Here is a 20,477-nt window from a genome sequence, read left to right on the forward strand (position 1 = left end):
GGAGTGGCACCTCCAGGCTTGACCGCAGGATCCGAACCGAAGAGGGCGCCGCCGGCAACGTCGGCGCCCCGTCTTGTTTGTCCGTCTCGTCGATGGAGTTCTCAATGCCGACTATGTCCTCACAATCCACCGCCGCAAACAATTCCGCACCGGACAATTCCGCCCAGAACAATTCAGATGGTGCAAATGCCTCCGGCGACGCTATTGTCCCGCACATGAAGATTCTGGTTATCGAAGACGATCTCGAGGCGGCAGCCTACATGACCAAGGCCTTTCGCGAGGTCGGCATCGTTGTCGACCATGCGAGCGACGGCGAAAGCGGCCTGTTCATGGCGAGCGAGAATTCCTATGACGTGATGGTCATCGACCGCATGCTGCCGCGCCGCGACGGCATTTCCGTCATCAGCGAGTTGCGCAAGCGCGGCGTCAACACGCCGGTCCTGATCCTCTCGGCGCTCGGCCAGGTGGATGACCGCGTGACCGGCCTGCGCGCCGGCGGCGACGATTATCTGCCGAAGCCCTATGCCTTCTCCGAGCTTCTCGCCCGCGTTGAGGTTCTCGGCCGCCGCAAGGGCACGCCCGAACAGGACATGGTCTACCGCGTCGGCGATCTCGAACTCGACCGCCTGTCCCATGAGGTCAAGCGCGCCGGCAAGGACGTGCTGCTGCAGCCGCGCGAATTCCGCCTGCTGGAATATCTGATGAAGAATGCCGGACAGGTGGTGACCCGCACCATGCTGCTCGAAAACGTCTGGGATTATCACTTCGACCCGCAGACCAATGTCATCGACGTGCATGTCTCGCGCCTGCGCTCGAAGATCGAGAAGGACTTTGACAAGCCGCTCTTGAAGACCATTCGCGGCGCCGGCTACATGATCAAGGACGAGGGATAGAGTTTTCATGCCCTCCCGCATCATCCAGCGGTCCCGCCTCATGTTCCGTTCGACGGCCGTGAGGCTGTCGGCACTCTATATCCTTCTCTTTGCCATCTGCGCCGCCTTTCTGGTCTTCTATGTGACCGCGCTCTCCGAAAAGACGCTGGTGCAGCAGACGCGCCAGACGATCCAGGAGGAAGTGGAGGATATCCAGCGCGCCTATAATCGCGGTGGCGTCAATCTTCTGCTGCGCATCATGGAACGCCGCGCCCGCCAGCCGGGAGCGAACCTCTACGTGATTGCAGGCCCGAATGGCGAGATGCTGGCGGGTAACGTAGCTTCCGTCCAGCCGGGCGTGCTGGACAGGCAGGGCTGGACGGACATGCCCTTCATCTACGAGCCCTATGCGGAGGTCGGCGGCCCGCGCAAGCACCTCGCGATCGCCAACGTACTCGTTTTCGAAAACGGCCTGCGGGTGATGGTCGGCCGCGATCTCGGCGACCCGAGCCGCTTCCGCTACATCGTGCGCCAGGCGCTGATGGTGGCGCTGGCGATCATGGGGCTCGGGGCGCTGATTATCTGGTTCGGTATCGGCCGCAATGCGCTGAAACGCATCGACCGAATGTCGGCCGCAAGCCGGAAGATCATGGCCGGTGACTTGTCCCAGCGCCTCCCGGTCGGCCGCTCCGGCGACGAGTTTGATCGACTGTCCAGTTCGCTCAACGCCATGCTCGGCCGTATCGAGAAGCTCAACGAAGGCCTGCGGCAGGTCTCCGACAACATTGCCCACGACCTGAAGACGCCGCTGACGCGGTTACGCAACAAGGCGGCCGATGCGCTGGCCGAGGACCGCGAAGAGGTGCGCAAGACGGCGCTGGAGGGGATTATCGGAGAATCCGACCAGTTGATCCGCACCTTCAATGCGCTGCTGATGATCTCCCGCGTCGAGGCCGGATCGATTGCCGCCGAAATGTCGAATGTCGATCTCTCCGCAGTCTCCGCCGACAGCGCCGAGCTTTATGAGCCGGTGGCCGAGGAGGCCGGGATTTCGCTGGTGACCGAGATCGAGCCCGGCATTGCCGTCAACGGCAATCGCGAACTCATCGGCCAGGCGATCTTCAACCTCTTGGACAATGCAATCAAATATGCGGGTGAGGGCAGCGAGGCTCCCATCATCCGGGTGAAGCTGTTTACGGAGGCAGGCGCGGTAAAGCTCGCCGTGCCCGACAATGGCCCGGGCGTGCCCGCCGACAAGCGCGGCGAGGTGACGAAACGGTTCTTCAGGCTTGACGCCAGCCGGTCGAAGCCGGGGACCGGGTTGGGGCTTTCCCTTGTGGAGGCGGTGATGGAGCTGCATGGCGGCAGGCTGGAGCTTTCCGCCACCGACGAGGCGAATGTCGAGATGCCTGGGCTGACTGTGACGATGGTGTTTCCGGTTATGAAGGGCTGAGGGGAGCAAACAGCTGCTCTCAAATCCGTCACAAAGACCCCTCCCAAACCCTCCCCACAAGGGGGACGGCTTAACCTAGCCGCGTCATCAGAGCCCAATTGGGGCATGAGGTTGCCGCGCATTTTCTCCCCCTTGTGGGGGAGATGGCCGGCAGGCCAGAGGGGTGTTTCTGCCACTTACCCCTCATACCAGCGGCGGCGCCAGGTTCATCAGCAGCACCATGATCAGCCCGACGGCCGAGACGATCGACTGGATGATCGAGATCGTCGCGGTAGCTTCGCCCATGCTCATGCCGAAGGATTCCTTCACCAGCCAGAAGCCGGCATGGTTGGCATAGTTGAAGAACAGCGAGCCGCAGCCGACCGAGAGCGCCAGGAGCGAGGCATTGAGCGACGGGTCGGCGGCGACGAGCGGGGCGAGCAGGCCGGATGCGCCGACGATGCCGACGGTCGCCGAACCGGTCGAGACCGAGAGCAGCATCGAGATGATCCAGCCGAGCAGCAGCGGCGAGAGCGAGAACTGCTGGCTCAAGTGCATGATCGCCTCGCCGACCTTGGCATCGCCGAGGACGTGCTGGAAGGCGCCACCACCGGCGATGATCAGGAGCACATTGGCGATCGGCTTGACGCTGGCGGAGAGCGACGAGCGGAGATGCTCGCTGTTACCGCCGCGGGCGTAGATGAGCGTACAGGCGGCAAACAGGACGCCGATCAGCATGGCGATGCCCGGATCGCCGAGGAAGTCGGTGATCGACAGAATTGCCGAGCCTTCCGGCAGGACCAGTTCTGCGATCGCGTGGAAGAGCATGAGCAGCGCGGGCAGGAGCGCGGTCAGCAGGCTGAGGCCAAGGCCGGGCGGTGCCTGGTCTGTGGACAGGCCGTTTTCGGTATCCTCCGAAAACTGGTCGATCAGGCTCTGGTCCGGCTTGACCGTCAGGCGCGGCGTGATGATCGCCCCATAGATGGGGCCACCGATGATGATTGCGGGGATGGCGGCGATGAAGCCGTAGAGCATGGTCGCGCCGATATTGGCGTTGAGGGAGGCAATCGCCGTCAGCGGGCCGGGATGCGGCGGCACCATGCCATGCATCGAGGCGAGTGCCGCAATGACCGGCACGCCGACATAGACATAAGCCGAGCCCTTGATGCTCTTGGTCGCATCGAGCTTGCGCGCGACGCTGAAGATCAGCGGCAGGAGCACGACGAGGCCGACCTCGAAGAACATCGGGATGCCGATGATGAAGGCGGCGCCGGCCATCGCCCAGGGCAGGAGGCGTGTCGAGGTTTTGGATATGATCAGGTTGGAAATGCTGTCGGTCACGCCGCCTGCCGCCAGGATCCTGCCAAGCATGGCGCCGAGCGCCACCACGAGGCCGACCGCGCCGAGCGTATGGCCGGCACCCGCCTCGATCGACTTGATCAGCTTGTCGCCCGGCATGCCGGCGACGAGGCCGACGGCGATCGAGGTGATAATCAGCGCGAGCAGCGGGTGCAGCCTGATGCGCGAGACGATCAGGACGACGAGGAAGACCACCCCACCGACGGCGGTGGCGAGAAGGGCAATATCGGACGAACTCATTTTCTCTCCCGAGTGACGAAACGCGGGAGCACCTGCCGCCGGGTGACCCCATTCACCGGAATTGCTGGATACGGCCCGCGTGAGGGCTGGAGCACGAACGGCTCCAAAAGATAGGGCCCTAATTAAATTCCTCCGGTTCGCGGGCCGCAATCATTCGTGGGTTGTGGTTTCGGGCATTCCCGTTTGTCTTCTCCCGCTTCGCAAACTAGAAGCTGTGTGGAGGAGGAAGCTGATGGAAGGCGCAAGACGGCTCGATACCGTGGCGGCGGACGTGATCCGCCCGCTCAACCAGGCGGAAGCCAAGGTGGCACTCGGCGTGCTGAAGGACATCGCCAAGTCGGAACCGGCGGTCGCCGATGTTCTGAAGCAGGATGGCGCCCTCAAGGCTTTTCTCGTCGCGGCCTTCTCGCTCTCGCCCTATCTGCGCGACGTGGCGGTCGTTTCTCCGAAGATACTGGTGGACGCGATCAGCGAGCCGATCGAGCCGGCGCTGGCGGCACTCACGGATGAGGCACGCAATGCCTGGCGGCCGCAAGGCGACAGAACGCCTTCCGAAAACGATGTGATGACGACGCTGAGGGCCGCGAAACGTGCTGCCAGCTTCATCATCGCGCTGGCCGATCTTGCGCGCATCTTCACCGCGAAGGAGACGACGCGCTGGCTGAGCGACTTCGCCGAGGCCTCGGTTGCCGCAGCGATCGATCATCTCCTTCTGTCGGCTCATGGCAGCGGCAAGGTGAAGCTTGTCGACCCCGAGAAGCCCAGCCAAGGTTCCGGCCTGATCGTGCTCGGCATGGGCAAGCTCGGCGGGCGCGAGCTGAACTATTCCTCGGATATCGATATCGTCGTCTTCTACGATCCCGAGACAGGCATTCTCGACGACCCGCTGGATGCGTCGGAGACCTATGGCCGGATGATGCGCCGGCTGATCCGCATCCTGCAGGATCGCACTGCCGACGGTTATGTGTTCCGTACCGACCTTCGGCTCCGTCCCGATCCGGGCTCGACGCCGCTTGCCGTCTCGCTCGACGCGGCGCTGATCTATTACGAGGGCAGGGGGCAGAACTGGGAGCGGGCCGCCTATATCAAGGCGCGGCCGGTGGCCGGCGATATCGCAGCCGGCGAGAATTTCCTCAAGCTTCTGACGCCCTTCGTCTTCCGCAAATATCTCGACTATGCGGCGATCGCCGATATCCATTCGATCAAGCGCCAGATCCATGTGCACAAGGGGCATGGCGCGATTGCCGTTAAGGGCCATGACGTCAAGCTCGGGCGTGGCGGCATTCGCGAGATCGAGTTCTTCGCCCAGACCCAGCAACTGATCGCGGGCGGTCGCATGCCGCCTCTGCGGACCCGCGAGACGGAAGTGGCGCTGCAGGCGCTGGCCGACGCCAAATGGATCAAGCCGGAGATCGCGACGGCGCTGACCGAGGGCTACTGGTTCCTCCGCGATGTCGAGCACCGCATCCAGATGGTGCATGACGAGCAGACGCATAAACTGCCGGACAGCGACGAAGAACTGAAGCGCATCGCCTTCATGCTCGGCTACGCCGATGTCGCGGGTTTCTCCACCCGGCTGGAGGCGGTGCTGAAGACGGTCGAGCGTCGTTACTCGCGGCTGTTCGAGCAGGAGGAGCTGCTGTCCGGCGGGGAGGGCAATCTCGTTTTCACCGGCCAGAAGGACGATCCAGATACGCTGAAGACGCTCGCCGAGCTCGGCTTCGAACGGTCGGCCGACATGTCGCGGATGATCCGCACATGGCATTCCGGGCGCTACCGGGCGACGCATTCGGTCGAAGCCCGCGAGCGGCTGACGGAAATGATGCCGGCGCTCTTGAAGGCCTTTGGCGAGAGCCGGCGGGCCGACGAGGCGCTGCTGCGCTTCGACAGTTTTCTGAAGGCACTGCCGGCCGGTATCCAGCTCTTTTCGCTGATCGGCAACAATCCTCCGCTGCTCTCCCTCATCGTCACCATCATGGCCTCGGCGCCGAGACTCGCCGATATCATCGCCTCCAAGCCGCATGTTTTCGACGGTATGCTGGACCCCGGTCTGATGGCGGAAATTCCGACCCGGGATTACCTCGCCAAGCGGTTGGATACGTTTCTTTCAAGTTCGCGGCACTACGAGGACAGGCTGGACCGGCTGCGCATCTTCGCCGCCGAGCAGCGGTTCCTGATCGGCATCCGATTGCTAACAGGAGCAATCTCCGGCGAGGATGCCGGCCGTGCCTTCACCGATCTCGCGGACCTTTTGATTGACGCTGCGCTGCGTGCGGTGCTGGCGGAGATCGAAGCGGCGCACGGGGCCTATCCCGGCGGCCGTGTTGCCGTGATGGGCATGGGCAAGCTCGGTTCGTTCGAATTGACGGCGGGATCGGATGTCGATCTCATTCTCCTCTACGACTATGACAGCGAGGCGCTGGAAAGCGATGGTGCAAAGCCGCTCGACGCGCAGCGCTATTTCACCCGCGTCACGCAGCGGCTGATCGCGGCACTCTCGGCGCCGATGGCCGAGGGCGTGATCTTCGAGGTGGACCTTCGTCTGCGCCCTTCCGGCAACAAGGGGCCGGTCGCAACCCGCATCAATGCCTTCGGCAAATACCAGCGGGAAGAAGCCTGGACCTGGGAGCATATGGCGCTGACACGAGCACGGCTCGTCTGCGGTGACGAGAGCCTGACCGGCGAGGCGAAGGCCATTATCGCCGAGGTCCTGTCGGTGAAGCGCGACGTCAAGAATATCGCCAAGGACGTCGCCGAGATGCGGGCGCTGATCGAGACGGAAAAGCCGCCGCGCGACAGCTGGGACCTCAAGCTCATTCCGGGCGGGCTGGTGGATATCGAGTTCATTGCCCAATATCTGCGGCTGGTTGCGCCCGCCAAGGGTGTCGCCGCTGATACCTATGGGTTTTCAACGGCCGAGGCGCTGAAGGCATTGGGCGCCGGGCTTCTGCCGCCCGCCGATCTCGAAACCTGCCTTGAGGCGCTGCGCCTTTTCACCGAACTCTCCCAGATCATCCGGCTGTGTGTCGAAGGAGCATTCGAGGCCGAGGATGCTCCGGCAGGACTGGTCGAGCGCATCTGCCGGGCGGGGGACTGCCCGGATCTCGGCACGCTGGAAGGTGAGGTCAGGCGGTTGTCGGAGGACGTGCGAAAGGTGTTTGGGCGGTTGGTCGGAGCGTAGCGTGATAAGCGATCGTGCGATCAGCGCATCAGGGCAATAATGCCGGCCGTTGCCGCGATCGACGCCAGAACGACACCGAGCACAACGCAGATCATGTTTACGATCCAACCTTGATCGGGCTTGGAATCCAGTTTCGCATCCAAGCGCGCCAATGCCCCATGATCGTGTTCAGGGTTGAACGCGTATCCTCGTAAGCTTCTTCGAGCTTGGTCAGACGGGTTTCCATATCGGTAAATATACCGCCGCCATCGCCCGACTTCAATGATGTCTGATCTTTCGCCTGCGATGCTCCAGCTGCGCTCACCGATCAACTCCCCATCGTGACCGTGTGATATGTTGCAAGCGCTTTGGTTGTAGTCAATCGAAACTCAATTTTTACGTAGCGTCACGCCGCCCTCTTGCGTGCCGTCGAAACCGGCATCGGCAGATCCGGGATGTGGATCGACACGGCAGTTCCCTTGCCCATCTTGGAGCGGATGCGCATCTTGCCGCCATGGAGCGCGACGAGCGAGCGGGAGATGGCGAGGCCGAGGCCCGAGCCGCCCTTGCTCTTGGCGTACTGGCTCTGCACCTGTTCGAAGGGCTGGCCGATCTTGGAGAGCGCGTCGCGCGGGATGCCGATGCCGCTGTCGGCGATGGTCAGCATCAGGCCGCTCTTCAGCTTCTTTGCCCTGAGCTCGATCGTGCCGCCTTCGTTGGTGAACTTCACGGCGTTGGAGAGGATGTTGAGCATGACCTGCTTCAGCGCACGGCGATCGCCGACCATGTCGAGCGCGGTTGGCAGGCTCTGGCGGATGGCGATGTGCTTTTCCTCGGCAGCAATGGCGGTGAGGCGCAGCGTTTCTTCGACCAGCGGTGCGAGATCGACGCGCTCGCTCTGGATGCGCATGTGGCCGGCTTCGATCTTCGACATGTCGAGAATGTCGTTGATGACGTTGAGCAGGTGCTTGCCGCTGTCGTGGATGTCCTTGGAATATTCGCCGTAGCGCGGCGAGCCGAGCGGGCCGAACATGCCGTTCATCAGGATTTCGGAGAAGCCGAGGATGGCGTTGAGCGGCGTGCGCAGCTCGTGGGACATGTTGGCGAGGAATTCCGACTTCGCTTTGTTTGCGGCCTCGGCGCGTTCCTTTTCCACCTGATAGGCGGCATTGGTTGCCGAGAGTTCGGCCTTCTGGCGCTCCAGCGTCTTCTGCGAAGCGGAAAGGTCGCCGATCGTCGCCATCAGGCGGCGTTCGCTGTGGCGCAGGCGATCCTGGTGGCGCTTCAGAAGCGTGATGTCGGTGCCGACCGAGACCGTGCCGCCGTCGCGGGTGCGGCGCTCGTTGATCTGCAACCAGCGTTCGTCGGCAAGCTGCACTTCGGTCGTGCGGGAGAAGCCGCTGCCGTCAGCATCGGCGACGCGGCGCTCGATGACCGGGCGGGCTGCGGCTGCATTGACGACCACACGCTCGGTGCCGGGCACCAGCACATTGTCCGGCAGGCCGTAGGCTTCCTGGAAGTGGGTGTTGCACATGACGAGCCGATCGTTCTTGTCCCAGAGCACGAAGGCTTCCGAGGTGCATTCGATCGCGTCCGCGAGGCGCTGGTCGGCTTCGGCATAGCGCTGGGCAAGACGGTGCTGTTCGGTAACGTCCATGGCGATACCGATGACATGGGTGCGGCCTGCAGCGTTGCGGACCACCTGGGCGCGGGCGCGCATCCACACATAGTGACCTGCCGCATGACGCATGCGAAAAATCTGGTCTACCTGCTTGGCATTGCCGCGGCCGATGGCGCGGGCAAGCGCGAAGATGTTGCCGTCCGACGGGTGCATCATGCGGGCGGCATCGGCGAAGGAAATGACGCTGCCGGTCGCCGGCAGGCCGAGCATCTCATACATCGAGCCGGACCAGAAAAGCCGGCGGTTGGTGACGTCGAAGTCCCAAAGGCCCGAGCGACCGCGCGACAGAGCGGTCTCGATCCGCAGATTGGATTCGACGAAGATCTCGTCGGCGTCGCGCGCCCGTTTCACCTGGACGTAATAGGCATACAGGATGACGAGCAGGATGGCGGAAATGCCGGTGAAGATCGTCACGTTGAGCGACACTTCGCTGCGCAGGAAATGGTTCGTCGGTTCCATGGAATGGGCAGCGACGATGAGCGCGCCATCGGTGCCGATCGGCTGGATGGAGGCGAAGTGGGAGATGTCGTCGAGATTGGTTTGGATGACGCCGCTGTGGCCGCCGAAGCGACGCAGCGCAGCCGTTTCCGGAAGAAGCGAGGTCAGCCGGCGTCCGATATAGGACGCAGCACCTTCGGACGCGCCGAAAACGATACCGGCGGTGTTGACGAGAAGGGTGAACGAGCCCTGCTGGCGGCCGGCTGTCGAGAGATAGGAACCGAGGCGGGCCTCCGCGCTGGCGCGATCGCCGGGATTGAACAGTGCTTCTTGCCCGGCGAAGACTGCGCTCGCGGTCGCCGCCATCAGAGCCGTCGATTGCCGCGCGGCATCTTCCATCCGACCGTGTTCGCCGATGATGCCGACGCCGCGGGAGGCCGCGACCACCATCAGGAAGGCGATGATCAGTAGAGGGATCGATCGCTTGAGGACCATCTCCACCCGCGGTACCTGCCGCGTGATCGGGCGGACCGCCAGATGACTGTCTTCTGAAATCGCTTTTTTAAGGCCGCCAAGCTTCGGAAATTTAAAGCGCAGCCGATCCCCGGCAGCGGTTGCCCGCCGCACGTCCGATATCGTGTTCATCTGGTCCCTCGTGATGATTCGGAACGCCGCCCGCCCGAATCTGACCTAATGAATCATAGAGTGATTCTCTGTGTCCAGAGGGTTGGTAATAATTTGTTAACCATATGAATTTCAGTGATTTTTACCTGCTTGTCAGCGGCAAATCACTTGGCGTGCTGTGCAGATTTCGACTTTGAAAAATGGGCGCCCGTCAAGCAGGTTGTTTCAAAATGTGTCAATCCGTGAGGTCCGTCGTCCGCGCCGGCACTCTGGCGGCGCGGACCCACGTAATCCGGGCGATTGACGGCTCTCTTTCGCGTCGACTTCAGGTGGGAGCAGGAGCTTGGGACGGGCTCGCCCTCGTCACCATCATCGAGATCAGGGCGAGCAGGACGACGGCCGTTCCATAGACATAGACGGTTGCCTGCAGGCCGATGACCGGTGCCGCGAAGCCGGCGACGATGGCCGGTAGCGCAAAGGCAAGATAGCTCTCGACCAGGAAGGCGGCGAAGAGTTCCGCCCGCTCATGCGTCTCTGCCAGCGGCAGGAGAATGCGCAGGATGTTGGAAAAGATCGAGCCGAAGCCGAGCCCGGCGATCGCGGTGCCGGCAAAGATCGGCCCGACGGCCTGGAAGTGCACGCCGGAGAGCGTGACGAGGACGCCGACGATCAGTGCCATGGTTCCGGTGAGCAGCACGCGCTGGGGCGGCAGCTTGCGGAAGATCAGGACGGAGGCGGTGCCGCTCAGCATCAGGGTGGCGACGACCGAGGCGCCGACGAAGGGCGAGACGATGCCGGTCGCAACCGTCACCAGCGTCGGCATCAGGGACAGGTAGAAGCCGCCAAGCGACCAGCCGGCGACATTGACCGGCGTGACCCGCAGCAGCGTCGACCGTGCCCGGCGCGGCACACTGACATGCGGGCGAAGCGAGGCAATGGCACCGGGTCGCCGCGTGATCGTCTCCGGCATGAAGAAGAGCGTGACGATGGCAAGTCCGGTCAGACCCAGCAGAACGACATAGACAAGATGGGTGGGGTAGGGTGCATAATCGACCAGTATGCCGCCCAGCAGCGAGCCGACCGTCAGGCCGAGAAAGGCGGTAATGCCGTTGAGCAGCGGTGCCTTCTCGCGGTTCGTATCGAGGATCGTCGCGCCGAAGGTGGGGAAGGCGACGCCTGTCGCAAAACCTTGCACGATGCGGGCGATCAGCAAGGTCGGCCCGGACTGGGCGATCAGGAAGATGGCGAGCGCCGCGGCGTTCAGAAGAAGCGCGAGAAGGATGAGCGGGCGCCGTCCAAGGAAGTCGGACAGTCCACCGACCGTCAGCAGTGCCGCGAGGAGCGCGAAGGCATAGGAGCCGAACACCAGGGTGATCATGCCCGGCGTGAGATGCAGCGTTTCCTGGTAGAGATGGTAGAGCGGCGTCGGGGCGCTGCTGCATGCGGAGATCATCACCGCACCGAGAAAGCTGAACACGGTCATGCGGGTAGGGCCGGACGATGCGGCGGGAACAGCGGTCTTGCTCATGAAATCACCTTAACGCAAATTATTAGCGTTAGTGGCATATAATTGCGATCTGCGATTAATGCAATATATTTGCGTTAAGGCTTATCGTGAAGATCGACACTCGCGTTTTCGATGCGAGATGTGGAAAACATGGTGCGAGCCGGACGGCGATCGGGAAACCGATCCCTCACAGATAAAAACAGATGCCGCAGAGCGGCAGGAGTAGATGATGGCACGGGAGATGTTACGGCAGGGTGGGCGCAGTGCGCGCATTCAGACGGCGGTGCATGAGGCGACGCGGGAGCTTCTCAAGACCACGGATCGCAGTGCCATTACCGTGCCGATGATCGCGGAGAAGGCTGGTGTGACGCCGTCGACGATCTATCGGCGCTGGGGGATATCGGCGATCTTCTGGCGGATGTAGCACTGGCCCATATGCGGCCGATCGCCGATCCGACGGATACCGGCAATATGCGATCGGATGTCGAGACCTTCATTATCGAATATGCCGAGGAAATGTCGTCGGATGTCGGGCGGGAAATGCTGTCGGATATTCTCGGCAGTTCGTCCGGTGGCGCTGCTGAAAAATGCTGCCACTACACGATCCATCACCTAGAGACGCTGCGCGAACGGGCTGAGCAGAGAGGTGAAGCGATCTTCGACGTTTCCGCCGCCATGGACAAGGTCGTGGCGCCGATCGTCTATCACATCATGTTTCGCGACCGGGAGGTCACGCCCGACTATTGCCGGGCGCTGATATCGGATTTTCTTGGGAAGAATGCCGGCCGCTGACGCAGCCGGCAGGTTTTGCTCAGTCCTTCAGCATGCGGCCGACGATGTCGCTGACATCGGTCGACAGGCCCTTTGCTGCTGCGATCCTGGTAAGCGCTGCACGTGCCTTATCCGCGCGGCCGGGCTCGAGCGAGCGGAAGGAGCGCATCGAAGTCAGGATACGGGCCGCAAGCTGCGGGTTTTTCGGATCGATCGAGAGGATCTGGTCGGCCAGAAGCTCGTATCCTGCGCCATCCGCGCGGTTGAAGCCCGTCGCGTTGGAGAAGGCATAGGCGCCGATCAGCGAGCGTACCCGGTTCGGGTTGCCGGCGTTGTAGCGCGGGTTTTCCATCAGTTCCTTGACACGGGTCAGCGCATCGGCACCCGGAATGGTCGCCTGGATCGAGAACCACTTGTCGATGACCAAAGGATTGCCGTCGAACCGCGTCAGGAAGCTGGCGATCGCAGCCGTCGTCTCCGATGCATCGGGGAAGCGATGGGCAAGCAGCGTCAGCGACTGGGCGAGATCCGTCATGTTGTCGGCGGAACCGAAGGCCTCGGCTGCGCGGGCGGGCGTTTCTTCGGCATAGGTCAGATACATGAGGGCGGCGTTACGCAGCGAGCGCTTGCCGGCGCTTTCGGCGTCCGGCGAATACGCGCCGGTGACCTTCATCTCGTCGAAGAGAGCGGTGAAGATGTCCTCGCCGGCCTCCGCGATTGATTTCAGCACCGCCTTGCGGCCGGCATGGATCGCTTCGGGATCGTTGTTCGAACCGATCTCGCGGGCGATATCGGCTTCGCTCGGCAGGTTCAGAACCTGGGCGCGGAAGGCCGGTTCCAGCGATGCATCGGCGGCGCATTCCAGCAGGGCGGAGATCAGCGCCGGGTTGCCGGTTGCCTTGTCTCCGTCGCGGGTCGCCTGGATCAGGTTCGGCATGGCGAGGTCGGTCAGGGCCTGCCAGCGGGAGAAGAGATCCGTATCGTGCTTGGCGATATGGGCGAGATCGGCTTCCGTCTGATCGAGATGCAGGTTGATCGGCGCCGAGAAGGACCGGTTGAGCGACAGGACCGGGCGAGAGGAAATGCCGGTGAAGGTGAAGGTCTGCTTGCGCTCGGTGAGATGCAGCACCTCGCCCGTCACTTCGCCGCCTTCGACCGAAGCCGGGGTCGCGATCGAGCCGTTATCCAGGATCAGCGCGAAGGAGAGCGGGATATGCAGCGGCTCCTTGTTCGGCTGGCCGGGCGTCGCGGGCGTCATCTGCTCGAGCGACAGCGTAAACGTGCCGGCCGCCTGGTCGTAGCTGCCCGAGGCGGTCACGAGCGGTGTTCCGGCCTGGATATACCAGCGGAAGAACTGCGTCAGGTCACGGCCGCTCGCATCCTCGAAGCACTTCACATAGTCCTCGACGGTGACGGCCTGGCCGTCATGGCGCTCGAAATAGAGATCCATGCCTTTGCGGAAGGCGTCGCGTCCGAGAACGGTCGCGATCATGCCGGTGATTTCGGCACCCTTCTCGTAGATCGTCGTCGTGTAGAAATTGTTGATTTCGCGATAGGTGTCCGGGCGCGGCGGATGCGCCAGCGGGCCGGCATCTTCCGGGAACTGCTCCGACTTCAGGCCGCGCACATCGGCGATGCGCTTGACGGCGCGCGAACGCATGTCGGAGGAAAATTCCTGGTCGCGATAGACCGTCAGACCTTCTTTCAGGCAAAGCTGGAACCAGTCGCGGCAGGTGATGCGGTTGCCGGTCCAGTTGTGGAAATATTCATGCGCGATGATGCGCTCGATATTGGCATAATCCTGGTCGGTGGCGGTTTCCGGGTCGGCAAGGACATACTTGTCGTTGAAGACGTTGAGGCCCTTGTTCTCCATCGCGCCCATGTTGAAGTCGGACACGGCGACGATCTGGAAGATGTTGAGGTCGTATTCGCGACCGAAGCGCTCCTCGTCCCATTTCATCGAGCGCTTGAGCGCGTCCATGGCATAGGCCGCGCGGGCTTCCTTGCCGTGCTCGACATAGATCTTCAGCGCGACTTCGTTGCCCGACATGGTCTCGAACGTGTCTTCGACGACACCGAGATCACCGGCGACCAGCGCAAAGAGATAGGCAGGCTTTGGATGCGGGTCGAACCACGCAGCGAAAGCGCGGCCTTCGTCATAACCGGCGCCGCCGAGGAAGTTGCCGTTGGACAGCATGACCGGGTTGGCCGCCTTGTCACCGATGATGGTGATCGTATACGGCGCCAGCACATCCGGACGGTCCGGGAAATAGGAAATGCGGCGGAAGCCCTCTGCCTCGCACTGGGTGCAATAGACACCATTGGTGCGATAGAGACCCATCAGCGTCGTATTGGCTTCCGGGTTGATATAGGTGGTGATGGTCAGCTCGAAAGGCGTTTCGGCCGGCAGATCGCGCACCGTCAGTTTATCCGGGGTCGCATCATACTGGCTGGCCGGCATTTCCCTCTGATCGAACAGCAGGCCGGAGAGCTTTAGCTCATCGCCGTCGAGCACCAGCGGAGCGGACGTGTCGACGCCCTCGCGGCGGTGGAAGATCAGCCGCGCGTCGACCTTCGTATTGGTCGGATCTAGCTCAAATGTGAGGTCCACCCGTTCCAGGACGAAGTCGGTGGGGCGGTAATCTGCCAGATGTACGATCTGGCCCATATCTGTTCGCATAGTGAATCCTGAACCGGCTTCCAAATAGACGGCTATGGGATTTTCTGCCCCCGATCAGACCGGCAATCCCCATTTGCCGAGCGCATAATTGCACCCAATGCTAAACGATTGTTGAACCTGCTCTAAAATAAACCGCCCCACCGTCAGTATAGTGATCCAATTTCGGTCACTGCGTGATTTTAAGGTGAGTATCCGATTAATTTAACAAATTTTGTCTCAATCGAAGTTGCTTGGGAAGGTGTGTCCGAGCTTCGAGCTGTTTCCGATAGCCCATCCTTTGCCTGATACGTTGCGTTTCGTGATGAGTTTCGCCCTCTGGTTTAGTTTCTCCGCGATTAGCGGACGGAATACTTGCGGTTAACCTATTCCTCACCGTCATAGGGTGATCATCAGTTTTCATGCACGGTGGGCCAATTTTCCGTTACCCTGCCAATGATTCCCCGCCGCTCTCCGTTTCTGATCGACGCCCAAGGTCGGTCCACAATGAGTTTACAATGGCCCCCGAAGCCTTGAATCCCCTCCGCGGGATCACGTTGAAAGTCTTGTCCGTCGTCGTTTTCGTCATGATGCAGGCCTGCATCAAATCCGCGGGATTAGGCATTCCCGCCGGTCAGGTAACATTCTACAGGTCGGCCTTCGCGCTGGTTCCCATCATTGCCTATCTCGCCTTTCGCAAGGAACTGGTGCACGCCTTCCACACCAACAGTCTGTTTGGCCACCTGAAGCGCGGCACGTTCGGAATCATGGCGATGGCGCTTGGCTTCTATGGCCTCATCCACCTCCCCATGGCCGATGCGATCGCCATCGGCTACTCGATGCCGTTGGTCGCTGTTGTCTTTGCTGCCCTCATCCTGAAGGAGACCGTGCGCCTCTACCGCTGGAGCGCGGTCGCCGTCGGCATGGTCGGCGTCGTCATCATTTCCTGGCCCAAGCTGACCCTGTTCAGTTCGGCAGGCGCAGGGTCGGAGCAGGCGATCGGGGCGCTGGCGGTGCTCCTCTCAGCGGTCATGGGCGGCTTCGCCATGATCCAGGTGCGTCAGCTGGTGCGAACCGAGAAGACGGCGACGATCGTTCTCTACTTCTCGCTGACCGCCGCCGTCTTCTCGCTGATCAGCATCCCGTTCGGCTGGGCGCCTTTGACCGGCTTCCAGAGCTTCTGTCTTATCGCCTCGGGTTTCTGCGGGGGCTCGGCCAGATCCTGCTGACCGAAAGCTATCGGCAGGCCGATGTCTCGACCGTCGCGCCCTTCGAATACAGCTCGATCATTCTCGGTATCGCGATCGCCTATGCCCTGTTCGGTGATGTGCCGACGATGAGCACGCTGATCGGAACTGCGATCACTGTCTCGGCCGGCATCTTCATCATCTACCGCGAGCACCAGCTGGGTCTGGAACGCAAAGCAGCCCGGAAGGCTTCGCCTCCGGGCGCATGACGCGGCAGGATCGATTTATTAAAGAGGAATGCCGGAAGACGGCGCTTCTATTTCGCAGCGCGTCTGGCTTGCCTTGGAGTATTCGCGCGACGCGTTGACTGCCGCGCCGATCTGGCGAAGGTTTTCACGCAGGGCGCGGATCGGCCGGAAGATCATGGTCATCGCGGTGTCTCTCAGCGGTCGCGGAAGTCGGCGAAAACGGCGGCCGGACGGGTAATCCCGAGCGGGCGAGCCATGGCGCGCGACGTGATCTGCTCGTTGGTTGCCGAGCCGAAACGGTGATAGCCCTGCGTCGAGCGTGGCCCGATGCCTGCAGCGCGGAGAGTTTCAAAACCCGAATGGATCGGGCGGAAGCGGGTGGTCATTGCCTTGGTTCCTTAGCATGTTCCTCCCAAGACAGTTCTTATATTGCGACGCACAATCGATTCTAGCAATGCGTGCAAACGCCGCACTGCCATGCGCCGAATGCATGGCCTGCTTCATAAAAGTGTAACTTAAATCGTTTTGCAGGCGCATTTGCCGCAAATCTGGGCATCAGCCGGGTTGTAGGCGGCTCTTAAAGGTCAAAAGGTCGCGCCAGGCGAGTGCCTTGTTTGCAGGGACGGCGAGCAATTCCTGCGGATGGAAGGTGGCAAGAGCAGGTATTTCCAGGCTGCCGGACGTGGCTGGGCGCCACTCGCCGCGCATCGTGTGGATCGTGCCCGTGCCGCCAAGGAAGACGCGGGCTGGGAAATTGCCGAGCAGCAGCAGCAGCTTCGGTTCCGCAAGCGCGATCTGGCGTTCGATGAACGGCCGGCAGATATCCATCTCGGCCTGGGAGGGCATGCGGTTACCGGGCGGCCGCCAGGGAATGACATTGGTCATCAGCACGCCGTCACGGGAAAGCCCGATGGCAGCCAGCATCCGGTCCATCAGCTCGCCGGCGCGACCGGCAAACGGCGCGCCGTCCCGGTCGTCATCGGCATTCGGCATCGGGCCGATCACCATGATGCCGGATGCGGGGTTGCCGCTGGCGAAGACGGTTGAGCGGGCGCTGTTCTTCAGATTGCAGCCGCCGAAGGCCTCGAGCGCCGTCTGCAACTCGGCGAGCGAGCGGGCGCTTTCGGCGGCAAAGCGGGCTGCGGCAACCGCTTCGCCATCCGGCACCGCGACCATCGGGGCGGGCGAGGGGCGGCGGCCGCACGGCGCGGCGCGGGAGCATTGCCGGAGCCAACTTGACCTTGCGATCCTTGGCCGGACATATCCTGCGACGGAGCAGAACGGTCAGCTGGCATCCTGCCCTGCGCCTTGGCAGCTTTCTGGGCCTCGAATTCGGCGATCCGATCGACCGGCTCATCCTCCAGCATCCACTCGACACCGGCATCCGCATAAAATTGCAGAAGCGCGGCAAGCTCGGCTGGGTGAAGATCTGAAGCGGCGTTCATGAATCCGTTCTTACAGCATGTAAGATGGAAGTGGGAAATTGTTTGGGCTAGTGGCGTTCTTGGAGGGCGTTTATCCCTCACTTGCGATTTCTAACACTTAGCCTTCGGCTAAGATGTTGAAATCGCTTTCTCTCCCACAAGGGGAGAGATACTGGAGAGGCAAGCTCGGCGGCCTGCCTCTCCCCTTGTGGGAGAGGTTACAAAATCAAGATCTTAGCTTTAGCTAAGTCTTAGATTTTGTTGGTGAGGGATCGCTCCCCAAGCAGCCGGATCACCTCAAGCAGCCCACTGCTCCACGTCGCCGCTCTCGCCGATCAGTGCCAGACCATGGGCGATCGACAGAAGCTCGCCGCCGCTTTCGATCTTCGAGGCGTCGAAGCGGCGGGTGAAGATGTCGCGCACCGCCGGCACGAAGGACGTGCCGCCGGTCAGGAACACTTTGTCCACGTCGGCAGGCGCGGTGTTGGTCTTGGTCAGGACATCGTCGAGCGCGCCTTCGATGCGCGACAGGTCGTCGGCGATCCAGCTGTTGAAATCGCTACGCTTCACCATCTTGCGATCTGCCATGCCGAGCGGCGAGAAGTTGAACTCGGCCTCTTCGGCGCCCGACAGCGCCATCTTGGTCGCCGAGATCGCCTGGTAGAGCGGATAACCCTCGTCATGCTCCACCAGATCGATGAACAGCTCTAGCTTGTCGGGATCGACCGCGGACCGGACCAGCGACTTCAGATCGTTGAACTCGCGCGTCGTCTTGAAGATCGACAACTGGTTCCAGCGCGAGAAATTGGCGTAATAGCTCGACGGCACTTCCAGCACCTTGTCGAAGCTCCGGAAGAACGTGCCCTTGCCGATTTCCGGCGCCACCAGATGCTCGATCATCTTGGCGTCGAAATGGTCTCCCGCGATGCCGACGCCGGAATGGCCGATCGGAGTTGCCGTCAGCTTGCCCGCCGCGCGCTCGAAACGGATCAGCGAATAGTCGGTCGTGCCGCCGCCGAAGTCGGCGACCAGGACGTTCGCATCGCTCTTCAGCGTCTGGGCGAAATAGTAGGCGGCCGCGACCGGTTCATACACATAGTGGATCTCGGGAAAGCCGAGCCGCGTTAGCGCTTCGTTATAGCGCTGGGTGGCGAGGGCGGGGTCAGGCTGGCGCCGGCGAAATGCACCGGACGGCCGGCTACGAGGCGCGAGATTTCCGTCGGCCAGTGACCGTCGGCATAGGCCTTGAGGCGCTTGAGGAAGATTTCCATCAGGTCTTCGAACGTATGCCGGCGGGCAAAGACCAGTGTACCCTGAAAGAGCGGGCTCGCGGCAAAGGTCTTGATCGACTGAAGGAAGCGGGCATCGCCGGGATTGTCGATGAACTGGCGGATCGCCGCCTGTCCGGCCTCGACCTTCAATGCCTGGGCGCCGAGCTGCGCATCCTTCATGAAGGACAGCGCGGTGCGCATCGAATCCGTCTCGCCGGCGCTCGAGGAAAAATGCATGGAATGGGTGGTGCTGCCGCTATCCGCCAGCGCCAGAACGGTGTTGGTCGTGCCGAAGTCAAGCCCGAGCGCCCGTGCCATGGCCGTGCTCCTTTAGTCTGCCGATAATGTTGGACCCGGGATGCTCCCGGACGCTGAAGGCAGCACGCTCAAGGCGCCCGCCGATTTGAGAGCGCGCGTGATCGCACAGGAGAGACGGGAAGGCAAGGGGCGAAGGCCGGACCGGCGGAAGCGGTCGAGCTTCGAGGCAGAAACGAAAAAGGGCGCGATCAGCTCGCGCCCCTTGGAACCAAAGCCCATGACGGGATCAGGCTTCCCGATACCATCGATCGACCAGTGACATCGGCCTCTCGGCCGTCTCGGCGCTGTCGTCGAGAACCGAAGCGCTCCTGGCCGTCGTCGGTGCCGTTTCGGACGACAGCGAATCCAGCAAGCGGCTGGCGAGCTGTTCCTGGATTGCAGCTACGGCGCGGTTGCGGCTTTCCGCACGCGCATCGCTCGTGTTGCTTGCCTGGCGCTGGCGGATTTCTTCAAGGTCGGCCAGGAACGGCGTGAGGAAGTCTTTCGGCTCCTCGGCTTCTTCCTCAACCGGAGCCACTGCCTCGTCCACGACAGGGCTCGTGGCAACCGGCGACGGCGTGGTCGTGACCGAAGAAGGTGCGGGCGACGTCGGAACCGGCGCGGACACCGTGTCTTCCGGTGCGGATGCAGCTGGCTGACCAGCCACCGGCTGGCTGGCGACAGGCTCATCTGCTTCAGGCTGGCTTGGCTCCGGCGGAGACGGCGTGCCGGCGGAAGGAGCAGGCTCTGCCGCTTCCGGGACAGGCTCGCTCGGCGACGAGGCGACCGGGGCGTCCGGCTGGTCGGTAGGCTGCGGCTGAGTGCCGGCTTCGTTTTCTGCCTCTTCCGTGTCAGGCGTGGCCGCAGACGTCTCTTCGGTCACCGGAACGGTCTCTTCGGAGCTTGCGGGCGGCACGTCGGTATAGGTCCCGTCGTTGGTATTGCCCGGCTCTTCGTCATAGATCGGGTCGGCCTGGCTGTTGTCCGCCGAGGCCGGGTCGTTGTTGTCCGCTTCGCCACTCGTCGGCGTGGTGCCGGACGACTGGCTAGAGGATGGCTGCTGGCTGGGGGCGGTGGACTGCTTGCCGCCTCCAAAAATGCCTTCGAGTAACAAGTTTCACTCCATTACTGACTAATGTAGCGAGCCCTTAGCAGCCGCGAATTGACGCAGTCTCAAAGTCGGAATGACAAATAAATTCAATATTTAAGCATGATTTGGCTTAGGTGTACGACGATGGTCGCCTTCTGGTTGTCGCGGAAATGCGGTGACCGCGATAGTCGCGCCTACAGCGTGATAGGCGGAGCTTCGG

Annotated in this window: 13 protein-coding genes and 3 pseudogenes; 6 read left to right on the plus strand and 10 right to left on the minus strand. The window is 62.2% G+C overall.

What is annotated here, in order from left to right:
• Positions 1-113 precede the first annotated feature (113 nt).
• Positions 114-893, plus strand: a complete 780-nt coding sequence (locus N7E02_RS21755) for a response regulator transcription factor (protein ID WP_510185316.1) — start codon at positions 114-116, stop codon at positions 891-893.
• Positions 894-900: 7 nt separating this feature from the next.
• The gene (locus tag N7E02_RS21760) at positions 901-2,325 is read left to right on the plus strand and encodes a sensor histidine kinase (protein WP_286579690.1); all 1,425 of its coding nucleotides are present in this window, start codon (positions 901-903) and stop codon (positions 2,323-2,325) included.
• 183 nt (positions 2,326-2,508) lie between these two features.
• On the opposite strand, the gene N7E02_RS21765 is transcribed toward N7E02_RS21760, so the two are convergent.
• The gene (locus N7E02_RS21765; protein ID WP_286579691.1) at positions 2,509-3,903 is read right to left on the minus strand and encodes a GntT/GntP/DsdX family permease; all 1,395 of its coding nucleotides are present in this window, start codon (positions 3,901-3,903) and stop codon (positions 2,509-2,511) included.
• A gap of 232 nt (positions 3,904-4,135) precedes the next feature.
• Here N7E02_RS21765 and N7E02_RS21770 point away from each other — a divergent pair, with 232 nt between their 5' ends.
• Positions 4,136-7,084 carry a bifunctional [glutamine synthetase] adenylyltransferase/[glutamine synthetase]-adenylyl-L-tyrosine phosphorylase gene (locus N7E02_RS21770; RefSeq protein WP_286579692.1) on the plus strand — a complete coding sequence of 983 codons (2,949 nt, stop codon included), beginning with the start codon at positions 4,136-4,138 and terminating at the stop codon, positions 7,082-7,084.
• Positions 7,085-7,181: 97 nt separating this feature from the next.
• Here N7E02_RS21770 and N7E02_RS21775 read toward each other — a convergent pair whose 3' ends face one another.
• The 3 genes from N7E02_RS21775 to N7E02_RS21785 all read right to left on the minus strand — a co-directional run bounded on the left by N7E02_RS21775 (position 7,182) and on the right by N7E02_RS21785 (position 11,334).
• Entirely contained in the window at positions 7,182-7,388 is a 207-nt protein-coding gene (locus tag N7E02_RS21775; RefSeq protein WP_286579693.1) for a hypothetical protein, read from the minus strand.
• Between the two features lie 81 nt (positions 7,389-7,469).
• Complete coding sequence (locus N7E02_RS21780) at positions 7,470-9,818, minus strand: PAS domain-containing sensor histidine kinase (protein WP_286583977.1); 2,349 nt, start codon at positions 9,816-9,818, stop codon at positions 7,470-7,472.
• Positions 9,819-10,131: 313 nt separating this feature from the next.
• Positions 10,132-11,334 carry an MFS transporter gene (locus N7E02_RS21785; RefSeq protein ID WP_286579694.1) on the minus strand — a complete coding sequence of 401 codons (1,203 nt, stop codon included), beginning with the start codon at positions 11,332-11,334 and terminating at the stop codon, positions 10,132-10,134.
• Positions 11,335-11,542: 208 nt separating this feature from the next.
• Between N7E02_RS21785 and N7E02_RS29870 the strand changes: the two genes are divergently transcribed.
• On the plus strand, positions 11,543-11,737 hold the full coding sequence (locus tag N7E02_RS29870; RefSeq protein WP_353622840.1) for a TetR family transcriptional regulator: 195 nt from the start codon (positions 11,543-11,545) through the stop codon (positions 11,735-11,737).
• An 11-nt stretch (positions 11,738-11,748) separates the two neighbouring features.
• Entirely contained in the window at positions 11,749-12,105 is a 357-nt protein-coding gene (locus tag N7E02_RS29875) for a TetR-like C-terminal domain-containing protein (RefSeq protein ID WP_353622841.1), read from the plus strand.
• A gap of 19 nt (positions 12,106-12,124) precedes the next feature.
• Here N7E02_RS29875 and pepN read toward each other — a convergent pair whose 3' ends face one another.
• Positions 12,125-14,764, minus strand: a complete 2,640-nt coding sequence (pepN, locus tag N7E02_RS21795) for an aminopeptidase N (protein ID WP_286579695.1) — start codon at positions 14,762-14,764, stop codon at positions 12,125-12,127.
• A gap of 494 nt (positions 14,765-15,258) precedes the next feature.
• Here pepN and N7E02_RS21800 point away from each other — a divergent pair.
• Positions 15,259-16,196 (plus strand): annotated as a pseudogene (locus tag N7E02_RS21800) (DMT family transporter).
• 18 nt (positions 16,197-16,214) lie between these two features.
• Here the strand turns inward: N7E02_RS21800 and N7E02_RS21805 are convergent.
• From N7E02_RS21805 to N7E02_RS21825, 5 genes and pseudogenes are all read right to left on the minus strand, one after another.
• Complete coding sequence (locus tag N7E02_RS21805) at positions 16,215-16,358, minus strand: hypothetical protein (RefSeq protein WP_177231022.1); 144 nt, start codon at positions 16,356-16,358, stop codon at positions 16,215-16,217.
• An 11-nt stretch (positions 16,359-16,369) separates the two neighbouring features.
• The gene (locus N7E02_RS21810) at positions 16,370-16,561 is read right to left on the minus strand and encodes a hypothetical protein (protein WP_286579697.1); all 192 of its coding nucleotides are present in this window, start codon (positions 16,559-16,561) and stop codon (positions 16,370-16,372) included.
• A gap of 169 nt (positions 16,562-16,730) precedes the next feature.
• Positions 16,731-17,620 (minus strand): annotated as a pseudogene (locus N7E02_RS21815) (uracil-DNA glycosylase).
• A 276-nt stretch (positions 17,621-17,896) separates the two neighbouring features.
• Positions 17,897-19,188, minus strand: a pseudogene (locus N7E02_RS21820) (Hsp70 family protein).
• A 226-nt stretch (positions 19,189-19,414) separates the two neighbouring features.
• Positions 19,415-20,281 carry a hypothetical protein gene (locus N7E02_RS21825; protein ID WP_286579698.1) on the minus strand — a complete coding sequence of 289 codons (867 nt, stop codon included), beginning with the start codon at positions 20,279-20,281 and terminating at the stop codon, positions 19,415-19,417.
• Positions 20,282-20,477: the final 196 nt, after the last annotated feature.

The organism is Terrirhizobium terrae (genome assembly GCF_030323265.1).
Taxonomy (GTDB): Bacteria; Pseudomonadota; Alphaproteobacteria; order Rhizobiales; family Rhizobiaceae; genus Neorhizobium.

What these genes read in the sequence shown, in the direction of transcription:
- N7E02_RS21755 (WP_510185316.1), top strand. Translation starts at nt 114, where the DNA reads ATGTCCTCACAATCCACCGCCGCAAACAATTCCGCACCGGACAATTCC.
- N7E02_RS21760 (WP_286579690.1), top strand. Translation starts at nt 901, where the DNA reads ATGCCCTCCCGCATCATCCAGCGGTCCCGCCTCATGTTCCGTTCGACG.
- N7E02_RS21765 (WP_286579691.1), bottom strand. Translation starts at nt 3,903, where the DNA reads ATGAGTTCGTCCGATATTGCCCTTCTCGCCACCGCCGTCGGTGGGGTG.
- N7E02_RS21770 (WP_286579692.1), top strand. Translation starts at nt 4,136, where the DNA reads ATGGAAGGCGCAAGACGGCTCGATACCGTGGCGGCGGACGTGATCCGC.
- N7E02_RS21785 (WP_286579694.1), bottom strand. Translation starts at nt 11,334, where the DNA reads ATGAGCAAGACCGCTGTTCCCGCCGCATCGTCCGGCCCTACCCGCATG.
- N7E02_RS29870 (WP_353622840.1), top strand. Translation starts at nt 11,543, where the DNA reads ATGGCACGGGAGATGTTACGGCAGGGTGGGCGCAGTGCGCGCATTCAG.
- N7E02_RS29875 (WP_353622841.1), top strand. Translation starts at nt 11,749, where the DNA reads ATGCGGCCGATCGCCGATCCGACGGATACCGGCAATATGCGATCGGAT.
- pepN (WP_286579695.1), bottom strand. Translation starts at nt 14,764, where the DNA reads ATGCGAACAGATATGGGCCAGATCGTACATCTGGCAGATTACCGCCCC.
- N7E02_RS21805 (WP_177231022.1), bottom strand. Translation starts at nt 16,358, where the DNA reads ATGACCATGATCTTCCGGCCGATCCGCGCCCTGCGTGAAAACCTTCGC.
- N7E02_RS21810 (WP_286579697.1), bottom strand. Translation starts at nt 16,561, where the DNA reads ATGACCACCCGCTTCCGCCCGATCCATTCGGGTTTTGAAACTCTCCGC.